The organism is Lampropedia cohaerens (genome assembly GCF_001005215.1).
In the GTDB taxonomy this organism is placed as follows: Bacteria; Pseudomonadota; Gammaproteobacteria; order Burkholderiales; family Burkholderiaceae_C; genus Lampropedia; species Lampropedia cohaerens.
In genome coordinates this window covers 1-14183 of the sequence record NZ_LBNQ01000017.1, presented here as the reverse complement: position 1 = coordinate 14183, position 14183 = coordinate 1, and the positions used below count along the sequence as shown (strand labels likewise).

The 14183-nt window shown below is 62.4% G+C and carries 10 protein-coding genes and 1 tRNA gene; all 11 read right to left on the bottom strand.

All coding sequences use genetic code 11. The features are described from left to right. The coding region (locus AAV94_RS04040) for an IS5 family transposase (protein ID WP_046741056.1) at nucleotides 1–424 on the bottom strand (424 nt) is incomplete at its 3' end. A 124-nt stretch (nucleotides 425–548) separates the two neighbouring features. Then, a complete protein-coding gene (gene rpoC / locus AAV94_RS04035; protein ID WP_046741055.1) occupies nucleotides 549–4766 on the bottom strand; it encodes a DNA-directed RNA polymerase subunit beta' in 4218 nt (1405 codons plus the stop codon). A gap of 18 nt (nucleotides 4767–4784) precedes the next feature. Continuing rightward, entirely contained in the window at nucleotides 4785–8903 is a 4119-nt protein-coding gene (rpoB, locus tag AAV94_RS04030) for a DNA-directed RNA polymerase subunit beta (RefSeq protein ID WP_046741054.1), read from the bottom strand. A gap of 331 nt (nucleotides 8904–9234) precedes the next feature. Further along, nucleotides 9235–9612 (bottom strand): 50S ribosomal protein L7/L12, encoded by a 378-nt coding sequence (rplL, locus tag AAV94_RS04025; RefSeq protein ID WP_046741053.1) that lies wholly within the window; start codon nucleotides 9610–9612, stop codon nucleotides 9235–9237. Between the two features lie 58 nt (nucleotides 9613–9670). After that, entirely contained in the window at nucleotides 9671–10171 is a 501-nt protein-coding gene (gene rplJ / locus AAV94_RS04020; RefSeq protein WP_046741052.1) for a 50S ribosomal protein L10, read from the bottom strand. 288 nt (nucleotides 10172–10459) lie between these two features. Further along, entirely contained in the window at nucleotides 10460–11155 is a 696-nt protein-coding gene (gene rplA, locus AAV94_RS04015) for a 50S ribosomal protein L1 (protein ID WP_046741051.1), read from the bottom strand. A 1-nt stretch (nucleotide 11156) separates the two neighbouring features. After that, complete coding sequence (gene rplK / locus AAV94_RS04010; protein WP_046741058.1) at nucleotides 11157–11588, bottom strand: 50S ribosomal protein L11; 432 nt, start codon at nucleotides 11586–11588, stop codon at nucleotides 11157–11159. Between the two features lie 201 nt (nucleotides 11589–11789). After that, nucleotides 11790–12395, bottom strand: coding sequence for a transcription termination/antitermination protein NusG (gene nusG, locus AAV94_RS04005; protein ID WP_084824727.1), 606 nt, complete (start codon nucleotides 12393–12395; stop codon nucleotides 11790–11792). Beyond that, nucleotides 12395–12781 carry a preprotein translocase subunit SecE gene (secE, locus tag AAV94_RS04000; RefSeq protein WP_046741050.1) on the bottom strand — a complete coding sequence of 129 codons (387 nt, stop codon included), beginning with the start codon at nucleotides 12779–12781 and terminating at the stop codon, nucleotides 12395–12397. Before secE ends, nusG begins: the two co-directional genes overlap by 1 nt. Nucleotides 12782–12896: 115 nt before the next feature. Beyond that, nucleotides 12897–12972, bottom strand: a tRNA-Trp gene (locus tag AAV94_RS03995). An 18-nt stretch (nucleotides 12973–12990) separates the two neighbouring features. Beyond that, complete coding sequence (gene tuf, locus AAV94_RS03990; protein ID WP_046741049.1) at nucleotides 12991–14181, bottom strand: elongation factor Tu; 1191 nt, start codon at nucleotides 14179–14181, stop codon at nucleotides 12991–12993. Nucleotides 14182–14183: the final 2 nt, after the last annotated feature.

The window sequence follows — 14183 nt, the reverse complement described above, 5'->3', positions numbered from 1 at the left end:
ATTCCGAGCCATGTTTCTTCGTTTTCCATTCGCCTTCGCCCAGCATCTTCACGCCGGTGCTGTCGACCAGCAGATGCAAGCCACCACGACTGGGGCGATAGGGGATGTTCACGGTCAGCGTTTTCTGGCGGCGGCAGACCGTGCTGTAGTCAGGCACGGGCCCATCCAGGCCCGCCAGATGCATCAGGCTCTGCACGAAACCGATGACTTGGCGCAACGGCAGGCCGAACAGCCCCTTGATGGTCAGGCAGAACTGGATGGCGGCATCGCTGAACGTCGGTGATCGACCGCGACGACCGGTGGGCTGGCCGTGCCATTGCATGTCACGATCCAGCCAGACCGAGAGCGAGCCTCTGGCCTTGAGGGCTGCGCTGTAATCTTTCCAGTTGGTGGTGCGGTATTGGGCGGCAGCGGGCTTGGTCATGGGTGCGCTAGCCTACAGACTCGGGACGTTTGTGCAACAACGCCGCACGGCGCTGACAGCGCAAGAAAAAAGCGCCCGTTAAGGGCGCTTTTTCATACATGACGCTAAGGACTCGGCAAAGGCCTTAGCGCGCGTCGCCTTCCGGCGTGGCCGTGTGGGCCTCATCCTGCACGGAATCGCGCAGTTCGTCCTGCTCGGCGATGGCGCGACGCTCGGCCTCGTCCATCTGCTCCTTGGCCTTGCGCGCCTGGTGGTAGGCCAGGCCCGTGCCAGCCGGGATCAGACGACCAACGATGACGTTTTCCTTCAGGCCACGCAGCTCGTCGCGCTTGCCCATGATGGCAGCCTCGGTGAGCACGCGGGTGGTTTCCTGGAAGGACGCCGCCGAGATGAACGAGTCGGTCGACAGCGAAGCCTTGGTGATCCCCAGCAGCAGGTTGGTGTAGGTCGCAGGAATCTTGCCTTCCTTCTGCAGCGCCTCGTTGGTGTTGAGGATTTCCGAGCGTTCGACCTGCTCGCCCTTGATGTAGCTGGAATCGCCCGGGTTCTCGATCACGACGCGACGCAGCATCTGGCGCACGATCACCTCGATGTGCTTGTCGTTGATCTTCACACCCTGCAGTCGGTAGACGTCCTGGATCTCGTCAACGATGTAGCGCGAGAGCTCCTCGATGCCCAGCAGGCGCAGGATGTCCTGCGGATCGGCCGGGCCGTCGACGATCAGCTCGCCCTTGTTGACGACCTGCCCTTCGTGCACCAGGATGTTCTTTTCCTTGGGGATGAGTTCCTCCCACACCGAGCCTTCCGGATCGGTGATCTGCAGGCGGATCTTGCCCTTGGTTTCCTTGCCGAAGGAGACGGTGCCGGTGATCTCGGCCAGCGTGCCCTTGTCCTTGGGCGTGCGCGCTTCGAACAGCTCGGCCACGCGAGGCAGACCGCCGGTGATGTCGCGGGTCTTCTGGCCTTCGATCGGGATGCGCGCCAGCACCTCGCCGGGGCCGACTTCCTGCCCGTCGCGCACCTGGATCAGCGCGCCGATCTGGAAGCCGATGGCCACCGCGTGGTCAGTGCCGGGGATCTTCACCTCGTTGCCGCTGGCATCGATGAGCTTGACCAGCGGCCGCACCACCTTGTTGGCGCCACGGCGCTTCGGATCGATCACGACGAGCGTGGACAGGCCGGTCACATCGTCGACCTGCTTGGCCACCGTCAGGCCTTCTTCCACGCCTTCGAACTTCACGCGGCCCGCATACTCGGTGATGATCGGGCGAGTCAGCGGATCCCAGTTGGCCAGCACGGTACCGGCCTTGATCTGCTGGTCGGGCTTGACCGTCAGGATGGCACCGTACGGCACCTTGTGGCGCTCGCGCTCACGACCATGCTCGTCCTGGATGATGATCTCGCCGGAACGGGCAATGACCACCAGCTCGCCCTTGGAGTTGGTGACGTAGCGCATCGTGGCATTGAAGCCGATGATGCCGTTGGACTTGGCCTCCACACTCGAAGCGATGGCCGCACGGTTCACCGCGCCACCGATGTGGAAGGTCCGCATGGTCAGCTGCGTGCCCGGCTCCCCGATGGACTGGGCAGCGATCACGCCCACGGCCTCGCCGAGGTTGATCATGCCGCCGCGCCCGAGGTCGCGCCCATAGCACTTGGCGCACAGGCCGTAGCGCGTGTCGCAAGTCAGTGCCGTGCGCACCTTCACCTCGTCCACGCCGGCCAATTCCATCTCGTCGAGCTGGTCTTCCTCCAGCAGCGTACCGGCAGGAATGAGCACCTGACGGGTTTCCGGATGCAGCACATCCTCGGCCGCAGTGCGGCCCAGGATGCGGTCGCGCAGCGATTCGATGACCTCACCACCTTCCACCACGGCACGCATGTAGGTGCCGTTGCTGGTGCCGCAATCGTCCTCTGTGATGACCAGATCCTGCGTCACGTCCACCAGACGGCGCGTCAAGTAGCCGGAGTTGGCGGTCTTGAGCGCCGTGTCGGCCAGACCCTTACGGGCACCGTGCGTGGAGATGAAGTACTGCAGCACGTTCAACCCCTCACGGAAGTTCGCCGTAATCGGGGTCTCGATGATGGAGCCGTCCGGCTTGGCCATCAGGCCGCGCATCCCGGCGAGCTGGCGGATCTGGGCGGCAGAGCCGCGCGCGCCCGAGTCGGCCATCATGTAGATGGCGTTGAAGGACTCCTGCTCCACCTCGTTGCCATGCCGGTCGACAGTCTTTTCCTTGGCCAGCTGCTGCATCATGACCTTGGAAACCTCATCCCCGGCCTTGCCCCAGATGTCCACCACCTTGTTGTAGCGCTCGCCCGCGGTCACCAGACCGGAGGTGTATTGCTGCTCGATTTCCTTGACCTCGGCCTCTGCACGCGCGACGATCTCGTGCTTTTGCGGCGGCACCAGCATGTCCTCGATGGCGATCGAGATGCCGGCGTGCGTGGCCAAGCGGAAGCCGTTCTGCAGCAGCTTGTCGGCAAAGATGACGGTCTCTTTCAGACCGCACTTGCGGAAGGCGGCATTGATGAGCTTGGAGATTTCCTTCTTCTTCAAGGCCTTGTTGATGACCTCGAAGGGCAGTCCCTTGGGCAGGATCTCCGACAGCAGCGCGCGCCCGACGGTGGTCTCGCGCACCTTGGTGTTCGATTCCAGCTCACCGGTGGTCTTGTTGCGCACCCACTCGGTCAGACGCACGTTGACCCGGGCGTTGAGCTCGACCACGCCGTTTTCCAGCGCACGCTGCACTTCGCCGACATTGGCGAAGATCATGCCTTCGCCCTTGCCGTTGATCTTCTCCCGGGTGGCGTGGTAGAGGCCCAGCACCACGTCCTGCGACGGCACGATGGAGGGCTCGCCCGAAGCCGGGAACAACACGTTGTTGGAGGCGAGCATCAGCACGCGCGCTTCCATCTGCGCTTCGACCGACAGCGGCACGTGCACGGCCATCTGGTCGCCGTCGAAGTCGGCGTTGAAGGCCGCACAGACCAGCGGGTGCAGCTGGATGGCCTTGCCTTCGATCAGGATCGGCTCGAACGCCTGGATGCCCAGGCGGTGCAGCGTCGGGGCGCGGTTGAGCATCACCGGGTGCTCGCGGATGACCTCTTCGAGGATGTCCCACACCACCGGCGTGCCGGCTTCCACTTCCTTCTTGGCCGCCTTGATGGTGGTGGCGATGCCGCGCTGCTCGAGCTGGGCGAAGATGAAGGGCTTGAACAGCTCCAGCGCCATCAGCTTGGGCAGGCCGCACTGGTGCAGCTTGAGCGTCGGGCCGACGGTAATCACCGAACGGCCGGAATAGTCCACGCGCTTGCCCAGCAGGTTCTGGCGGAAGCGCCCGCCCTTGCCCTTGATCATGTCGGCCAGCGACTTCAGGGCGCGCTTGTTGGCGCCCGTCATGGCCTTGCCACGGCGGCCGTTGTCCAGCAGGGAGTCGACCGACTCCTGCAGCATGCGCTTTTCGTTGCGCGCGATGATCTCCGGCGCCTTGAGCTCCAGCAGGCGGCGCAGGCGGTTGTTGCGGTTGATGACGCGGCGGTACAGGTCGTTCAGATCGGACGTGGCAAAGCGGCCGCCATCGAGCGGCACCAACGGCCGCAGGTCCGGCGGCAGCACGGGCAGCACTTCCAGCACCATCCAGCCGGGCTTGATGCCCGACTTCTTGAACGACTCCAGCACCTTCAGGCGCTTGGCGTTCTTCTTGATCTTGACCTCGGAGCCGGTCATGTCATTGCGCAGCTTCTCGATCTCGGCATCGATATCGATGTTGTCGAGCAGCTCCTTGATGCCTTCGGCACCCATGCGCGCGTCGAATTCGTCGCCGTACTCCTCGCGCTTGGCCTCGTATTCGTCCTCGCTCATGATGCTGAACTTCTTCAGCGGCGTCATGCCAGGCTCGGTCACGACGTAGGCTTCGAAGTACAGCACGCGCTCGATGTCGCGCAGCGTCATGTCCAGCACCAGCCCCAGGCGCGACGGCAGCGACTTGAGGAACCAAATGTGCGCGCAGGGCGCGGCCAGGTCGATGTGGCCCATGCGCTCGCGGCGCACCTTGGTCTGCGTGACTTCCACGCCGCACTTCTCGCAGATCACGCCGCGGTGCTTGAGGCGCTTGTACTTGCCGCACAGGCACTCATAGTCCTTGATCGGCCCGAAGATCTTGGCGCAGAACAGGCCGTCGCGCTCGGGCTTGAAGGTGCGGTAGTTGATCGTCTCGGGCTTTTTCACTTCGCCGAACGACCAGGAGCGGATCTTTTCCGGCGAGGCCAGGCCCACCTTGATCGCATCGAAGTGGTCGTCGGGCGTGAATTGTTTGAACAGGTCGAGTAAGGATTGCATGTTGGTTTCCTTTACCGATTAGTTGCGCTCGAGCTCGATGTCGAGACCCAGCGAACGGATTTCCTTGACCAGCACGTTGAACGATTCCGGCATGCCGGCCTCGATGGCGTGCTCGCCCTTGACGATGGACTCGTAGACCTTGGTGCGGCCCGTCACGTCGTCGGACTTGACGGTCAGCATCTCCTGCAGCACATAGGCCGCGCCGTAGGCTTCCAGCGCCCAGACCTCCATCTCGCCGAAGCGCTGACCACCGAACTGGGCCTTACCGCCCAGCGGCTGCTGCGTCACCAGCGAGTACGGGCCGGTCGAGCGCGCGTGCATCTTGTCGTCCACCAAGTGGTGCAGCTTCAGGAAGTGCATGTAGCCAATCGTGGTCGGGCGCTCGAAGCGCTCGCCAGTGCGGCCGTCATACAGGTAGGCCTGCGTGCGCGTCTCGGTCAGGCCCTTGGCCTTGGCCACGTCGTCCGGATAGGCCAGCTGCAGCATGTTCTGGATGTCCTGCTCGTCGGCACCGTCGAACACCGGCGTGGCAAACGGCACGCCGTGCTTGAGGTTCTTGGCCATCTCGATGATCTCGTCATCGCTCAGCGCGTCCAGATCCTCCTTGTGGCCGGCCGCGTTGTAGACCTTGTCCAGGAATGCGCGCAGCTCCTTGACCTGCTTGCTGCGTTCGAGCTCCAGCATCTTGGCAATGCGCTCGCCCAGACCCTTGGCGGCCCAGCCCAGATGCACTTCGAGCACCTGCCCGACGTTCATGCGCGAGGGCACGCCCAGCGGGTTGAGCACGATGTCGGCAGTGGTGCCGTCCGCCAGGTAGGGCATGTCCTCGATCGGCGTGATCTTGGAGACCACGCCCTTGTTGCCGTGGCGGCCAGCCATCTTGTCACCAGGCTGCAGGCGACGCTTGACGGCCAGGTAAACCTTGACCATCTTGAGCACGCCAGGCGGCAGTTCGTCGCCCTGCGTGAGCTTGCGGCGCTTTTCCTCGAACGCCAGATCGAAGCTGTGGCGCGTGGCTTCGATGGAGTTCTTGATCGACTCCAGCTGCGCGGCCACGGCCTCGTCGGCCGGACGGATGTCGAACCAGTGGTGCTTGTCGAGCGAGTCCAGGTAGGCCGCTTCGATCTTGCTGCCCTTGGCCAGCTTTTGCGGACCGCCATTGGCCACCTTGCCCTGCAGCAGCTTGCGCACACGGTCGTAGGCGTCGGCCTCGACGATGCGCAGCTGGTCGTTCAGGTCGAGGCGGTAGCGCTTGAGCTCATCCTCGATGATCTGCTGGGCGCGCTTGTCACGCTCGATGCCTTCGCGGGTGAAGACCTGCACGTCGATCACCGTACCCTGCGAGCCCTGGTCCACGCGCAGCGAGGTGTCCTTCACGTCCGAGGCCTTCTCGCCGAAGATGGCGCGCAGCAGCTTCTCTTCCGGCGTCAGCGTGGTCTCACCCTTGGGCGTGACCTTGCCGACCAGCACATCGCCCGGCTGCACTTCGGCGCCAACGTAAATGATGCCCGAATCATCCAGGCGGTTGAGCTGCTGCTCGGACAGGTTGGGGATGTCGCGCGTGATTTCCTCGGCACCGAGCTTGGTGTCGCGCGCCATCACCACCAGTTCCTCGATGTGGATGGAGGTGTAGCGGTCGTCGGAGACGACGCGCTCGGAGATCATCACCGAGTCCTCGAAGTTGTAGCCGTTCCAGGGCATGAACGCGATCAGCATGTTCTGCCCCAGCGCCAACTCGCCCAGGTCGGTCGAGCCGCCATCGGCAATCACGTCACCCTTGGCCAGCACATCGCCTTTCTTGACGATGGGGCGCTGGTGGATGTTGGTGTTCTGGTTGGAGCGCTGATACTTGATGAGGTTGTAGATGTCGACCCCGACTTCACCGGCGATGGCCTCGTCGTCATTGGCGCGGATCACGATGCGGGTGGCATCGACGTAATCGACCACGCCGCCGCGCTTGGCGGTGACCACGGTGCCGGAGTCGACCGCGGCCACGCGCTCGATGCCCGTGCCCACGAACGGCTTCTCGGGACGCAGCACCGGCACGGCCTGGCGGGACATGTTGGCCCCCATCAGCGCGCGGTTGGCATCGTCATGCTCCAGGAATGGCACGAGCGAGGCCGCCACCGAGACGATCTGCGCGGGCGAGACGTCCATGTACTGCACACGGGCGGGGTTGACCAGAATCGATTCGCCATTCTCACGCGCCGATACCAGATCACCCGTCAGGCGGCCCTCGTCATCCAACTCGGCATTGGCCTGCGCAATGATGTACTTGCTTTCCTCGATGGCCGAGAGGTAGTCGATGTCGTTGGTGACCTTGCCATCGACCACGCGGCGGTAGGGCGTTTCGATGAAGCCGTACTCGTTCAGGCGCGCGTACAGGGCCAGCGAGTTGATCAGACCGATGTTCGGGCCTTCCGGGGTTTCGATCGGGCAGACGCGGCCGTAGTGGGTCACGTGCACGTCACGCACCTCGAAGCCTGCGCGCTCGCGCGTCAGACCACCCGGGCCAAGCGCGGAGACACGGCGCTTGTGCGTGATCTCCGACAGCGGGTTGGTCTGGTCCATGAACTGCGACAGCTGCGACGCGCCGAAGAACTCCTTGAGCGCCGCGGAAATCGGCTTGGAGTTGATCAGGTCGTGCGGCATCAGCGGCTCTTGCTCGGCCGTGCCCAGGCGTTCCTTGACGGCCTTCTCGATGCGCGCCAGGCCTGTGCGGTACTGGTTCTCGGCCAGCTCGCCCACGCCGCGCACGCGGCGGTTGCCCAGGTGGTCGATGTCATCGACCTCACCGATGCCGTTGCGCAGATCGACCAGGATCTTCACGACCGAGAGGATGTCCTCATTGGAGAGCACCATCGAGCCGGTCGGATCGGGGTTGCCGACCTTGGCGTTGAACTTCATGCGGCCCACGCGCGAAAGGTCGTAGGTATCGGGATTGAAGAACAGACGGTGGAACAGCGCCTGCACCGCGTCCTCGGTCGGCGGCTCGCCGGGGCGCATCATGCGGTAGATGGCCACGCGGGCGGCGAACTCGTCGGCCGTCTCGTCGATGCGCAGCGTCTGCGAGATGTAGCCGCCCTTGTTGAGCTCGTTGGTGTAGATGCACGGCAGCTGCTTGATGCCTGCGCTGCGCAGCTTCTTGAGCAGCGCCTCGGTCAGCTCCTCGTTGCACTTGGCGATGATCTCGCCAGTGTCGGGATCGACGATGTTCTTGGCCACGACACGGCCGATCAGGAAGTCCTCGGGCACCGAGATTTCCTTCAGGCCCGCCTGTTCGAGCTCGCGGATGTGGCGGGCCGTGACACGCTTTTCCTTGGCGACGATCACGTTGCCCTTGGCATCGGTGATGTCAAAGCGCGCGACTTCCCCCTTGAGGCGCTCGGGCACCAGCTCCATGCGGGCGCCGCTGTCCATCAGCGTGAAGTTGTCGTTCTCGAAGAAATGCGCAAGGATGGCCTCGGGCGTGAGGCCGATCGCCTTGAGCAGGATGGTCACCGGCATCTTGCGGCGGCGGTCGACGCGGAAGTACAGGAAGTCCTTCGGGTCGAACTCGAAGTCCAGCCACGAGCCGCGGTAGGGGATCACGCGGGCCGAGAACAGCAGCTTGCCCGAGCTGTGGGTCTTGCCCTTGTCGTGCTCGAAGAACACGCCTGGCGAGCGGTGCAGCTGCGAGACGATGACGCGCTCGGTACCGTTGATGATGAACGAACCCTTGTCGGTCATCAGCGGCACTTCGCCCATGTAGACTTCCTGCTCCTTGACCTCCTTGACCACCTTGTTCTGCGCCGTCGAGGAATCGCGATCGTAGATGATCAGCTGCAGGCGGGCGCGCACTGCCGAGGCGTAGGTCAGACCGCGGGTCTGGCATTCACGCACGTCGAACGCCGGTTTGGCCAGGTTGTATTCGATGAACTTCATCTCGACAAAGCCATTGTGCGAGACGATCGGGAAAGCCGAATTGAACGCAGCCTGCAGGCCCTCGTCGCGACGCTTCTTCGGCGGCACGTCTGCCTGCAGAAAGGCCGTATAGGCATCTTTCTGCATCTGCAGCAGATAGGGGATGGACAAAACGCTGTCGCGGCGGCCAAAGCTCTTGCGGATGCGTTTGCGTTCGGTAAAGGAGTAAGCCATGAGATCTCCGGTCTGAAGGTTTCAGGGGATTCTTCGACGGTGCACTTGCAGGCGCAGGCCCACCGCTGGCAAACCAGTGGGCGCGTGGCGCATCAAGTCTTGGCGGTTGGCCACTACCAACCATGGCTGACGGCCGTGCGTTGCACACGGCCCGACCAAGGTGCTTTGCTGTGTCGTGAATGCAGAAAGCACACAAAAGCGTTCACAGGCAAGGGCGCTTTTGTCTGCACTCTGCGATGCAGCGTGCAACAGCCATAGGCCGTGCACGTGGAAACGACAAGCGCCAGGCGCCTTTTTCGAGGTGCGCCTGGCGTTCGTGCGAAGCAGGAAATTACTTGAGCTCGGCCTTGGCGCCAGCTTCTTCCAACTTCTTGAGCGCTGCTTCGGCATCGGCCTTGGGCAGGGCTTCCTTGACGGTCTTGGGAGCGCCGTCGACCAGGTCCTTCGCTTCCTTGAGGCCCAGACCGGTGATTTCGCGCACGGCCTTGATCACCGACACCTTGTTGGCGCCGGCTTCCTTCAGGACCACGTCGAAGTCGGTCTTCTCTTCAGCAGCAGCTGCGCCACCGGCGGCACCGCCAGCAGCAGGCGCGGCCATCGCGGCGGCGCTCACGCCAAACTTCTCTTCGATTGCCTTGACCAGATCGTTCAGTTCCAGAACGGTCATGCTGTCCAGGGCGGTCAGGAATGCGTCTTTATCGAATGCCATTTTGAATATCCTCTAGCAAATTTCAGTTCATTGGGTTGCCAACACAACAGTTGGCAGATCAAGCCGCTTGGGCCTCGCCTTTTTGCTCGGCCAGTGCCGCCAGTACGCGCGCGGTGCGCGAGATCGGCGACTGCATGAGCCCCAGCAATTGCGACAGCAGCACTTCCTTGCTGGGAATGCTGGCCAATTGCTTGACAGCCTCGGCATCCAGGGCCTTGCCTTCGTAGGCACCGCCGCGGATGACCAGCTTGTCGTTGGTCTTGGCAAACTCCGCCACCACCTTGGCAGCTGCCACAGCATCTTCCGAGAAGCTGTAGATCAGCGGGCCTGTCAGCTGGTCGGACACCACCTCGAAAGCGCTTCCGGCCACGGCACGACGTGCCAGCGTGTTCTTCAGAACACTCAGGGTCACGTTTTGCTCGCGAGCCTTGACGCGCAGCCGTGTCAGATCAGCCACCGTGATGCCACGGTACTCCGCCATCACCATCGTCTGGGATTTGGCGGCGAGGTCGGTCACTTCAGCAACGACCGCCTCTTTCTCACTGCGATTCAGACTCAAGGTCCTCTCCTTTCAATGCAGCCTCCTGCCGTTGCCGACCGGCGACTGCGCCCAGTTAAGCGACCAACTGCCAGAGAATATCGAAAACAATATTTTCTACAGTGGGCACCATCTGCGCTGGCCCGTCCAGACACTCCCAGACGACTTAGGCAGGAACAGCCTCCTGCACCAGCGGTCTCGGATGACCTGCCACCATCAGCGCCTTTGACACTTATGGCAACAGCCCACCTTCATCGATGAGCGCCACAGGCCGCAAAGAGGCCCATTGCACCCATCAAACCTCGTGTGTTACGCGGCGACCGACTGGGTCTCGACGCGCACGCCAACACCCATCGTCGAGGACACCGCGATCTTGCGCAGGTACACGCCCTTGGCCGTTGCGGGCTTGGCCTTGTTCAAGGCTTCCAGCAACGCCTTCAGGTTTTCCTGCAGCTTCTCGTTCTCGAACGAGCGACGGCCGATCGTGCCGTGGATGATGCCGGCCTTGTCGACGCGGAACTGCACCTGACCGGCCTTAGCATTCTTCACCGCGGTTGCAACGTCGGGCGTGACCGTGCCGACCTTGGGGTTCGGCATCAGGCCACGCGGGCCGAGAATCTGGCCCAGCTGCCCCACCACGCGCATGGCATCGGGCGCTGCAATCACCACGTCATAGGGAATGTTGCCGCTCTTGAATTCGGCGGCGAGCTCTTCCATGCCGACGACGTCCGCACCCGCAGCCTTGGCCTCCTCGGCCTTGGCGCCCTGCGCAAACACGGCCACGCGTGCAGTCTTGCCCGTCCCGTTGGGCAGCACAACAGCACCACGCACCACCTGATCGGACTTCTTAGCGTCCACGCCCAGCTGCACCGCCACATCGATGGACTCATCGAACTTGGCCGTAGCTGCCTCCTTGACCAGGGCAATTGCCTCACTCCAGGGATACAGCTTGGTGGTATCGACCTTGCCTTGCAGGGCTTTTTGTTTCTTGGTCAGCTTGGCCATTTCACACACCCTCCACATTCACACCCATCGAACGGGCAGAGCCTGCAATGATGCGCACGGCAGCATCCAGATCGGCGGCATTGAGGTCAGCCATCTTGGTCTTGGCAATCTCTTCAAGCTGCGCACGGGTGATCTTGCCCACCTTGTCCTTGTTGGGATTGGAAGATCCTTTGTCGATCTTGAGCGCCTTCTTGATCAGCGTGGTCGCCGGCGGCGTCTTGATGACGAAAGTAAAGCTCTTGTCCGCATAGGCCGTGATCACCACGGGAAGTGGCAGGCCCGGCTCGACGTTTTGCGTCTGCGCGTTAAAGGCCTTGGTGAACTCCATGATGTTCAGACCGCGCTGACCCAGCGCCGGACCAATCGGCGGCGATGGATTGGCCTTGCCCGCAGGCACCTGCAGCTTGATAAAGCCGACTATCTTCTTTGCCATTGAATACTCCGATTCGGGTTCGAACGCCCCTGCAGCGCCGCATGCCAACCGGCCGCGCACCTGCAAAAGCTCCCCGCAAGGGTTGGAAAAACCGCCAAAAACTGGCGAACCTGCGATTTTAGTTGATTTGAAAAATTATTGCAAGCACAGACAAAAAACCCGGCACAGGGCCGGGTACCGGACACAAAGGCAACGCTCGCATCAGGTCTTCTCGACCTGTGAGAACTCAAGCTCGACAGGAGTAGAGCGCCCGAAGATCATCACCGACACGCGCAGCCGGCTGCGCTCGTAATTGACTTCCTCGACGCTGCCATTGAAGTCGGCGAACGGGCCTTCCTTGACACGCACCAGCTCGCCAACCATGAACTCGGTCTTGTGCTTGGGCTTCTCGCCACCTTCCTGCATCTGGTTGACGATCTTCTGGACCTCGCTCTCGGAAATGGGCGTTGGCTTGTTGCGGCCACCGCCCACGAAGCCAGTAACCTTGCTGGTCTGGTTGACCAGATGCCAGCTTTCGTCGTCCATCACCATCTCGACGAATACATAACCGGGATAGAGCTTGCGCTCAGTGGTCTTGCGCTGACCGTTCTTGATCTCCACCACTTCCTCGGTCGGCACGAGAATGCGGCCGAACTTGGCCTCCATGCCGGCGCGCGCAACGCGCTCGCGAATATTGCGTTCCACGGCCTTTTCCATCCCGGAGTAGGCGTGGACGATGTACCACTGCTTGGCCAGCCCCTGAGGCTGTGAAGCCGCTGCAGGTGCAGCCGATTGCGGCTGCAGTTCAGGTGTATCAGAGTCGCTCATCAATTCCTCCAGCCAAGCAACAGGTCGAAAATGGCCCAGCCCACCACGAGGTCGGTCAACCACAGGAACGTCGCCAGCACAATGGCAAACGCAAAGACGTAACCGGTCATCTTCATGGCTTCCGGACGCGTCGGCCATACAACCTTTTTCAACTCGTTGTATGAATCCTTGACATAGCCGACGAAATCCTTGCCCGGATTGGACCAGAGGAACACCAGCGCCGCAGCTGCCAGACCGACCAGCAACGCCAGCCATTGCACCCAACCGCCTTGACCGGCCAAGAGATAGAACGCGGCAATACCCGCAATGACCAGCAGCCCGGCGGCCACGACCTTGGCCTTGCTGGCGCCAGATCCCACAGTCTCGACTTGCGATGAGACAGCCATATTCACTCCCGCGACGTCACCTGGCAAAGCCAGCAGCGACACCGTAACTTCAGACACAAAACCCGCCTACGAGGGGCGGGTTGATTCAATCAAGGGTTGCCTGCTTGACCACCCTTGGCAGGGGCAGTAGGAATCGAACCTACAACCTTCGGTTTTGGAGACCGACGCTCTGCCAATTGAGCTATACCCCTAAGAGCCAAATCTTACAATCAGGCGATGATCTTGGCCACCACACCGGCGCCCACCGTGCGGCCGCCTTCGCGGATCGCAAAGCGCAGGCCTTCTTCCATGGCGATCGGCGCAATCAGCTTGACCGTGATGGCCACGTTGTCGCCAGGCATCACCATCTCCTTGCCTTCAGGCAAGGTGATCGAGCCGGTCACGTCGGTCGTGCGGAAGTAGAACTGCGGGCGGTAGTTGCTGAAGAACGGCGTGTGACGGCCCCCTTCGTCCTTGCTCAGCACGTACACCTCGGCGGTGAACTCGGTGTGCGGCTTGATCGAGCCGGGCTTGCACAGCACCTGGCCGCGCTCGACGTCTTCACGCTTGGTGCCGCGCAGCAGCAGACCGACGTTGTCACCAGCCTGGCCCTGGTCGAGCAGCTTGCGGAACATTTCCACGCCTGTGACCGTGGTCTTTTGCGTGTCGCGGATACCGACGATTTCGATTTCCTCGCCCACCTTGATGACACCACGCTCGACGCGGCCAGTCACCACCGTGCCACGCCCGGAGATGGAGAACACGTCTTCCACCGGCATCAGGAAGGCACCGTCCACAGCGCGCTCGGGCGTGGGGATGTAGGTGTCCAGCGCCTCAGCCAGCTTGAGGATGGCAGGCTCGCCAATGTCGCTCTGGTCGCCTTCGAGCGCCAGCTTGGCCGAGCCGCGGATGATGGGGGTGTCGTCGCCGGGGAAGTCGTACTTGGAGAGCAGCTCGCGCACTTCCATTTCGACCAGTTCCAGCAGTTCCTCATCATCGACCATGTCGGCCTTGTTGAGGAAGACGATGATGTAGGGCACGCCCACCTGGCGCGAGAGCAGGATGTGCTCGCGCGTTTGCGGCATGGGGCCGTCGGCAGCGGAGACCACCAGGATGGCGCCGTCCATCTGCGCAGCACCGGTGATCATGTTCTTGACGTAGTCGGCGTGGCCCGGGCAGTCCACGTGGGCGTAGTGGCGGTTGGCGGTCTCGTATTCAACGTGCGAGGTGTTGATGGTGATGCCGCGCGCCTTTTCTTCCGGCGCGTTGTCGATCTGGTCGTAGCCTTTGGCTTCGCCGCCAAACTTCTTGGACAGCACGGTGGCAATGGCCGCCGTCAGCGTCGTCTTGCCATGGTCCACGTGCCCGATCGTGCCCACGTTCACGTGGGGCTTGGTGCGCTCAAACTTACCTTTTGCCATTT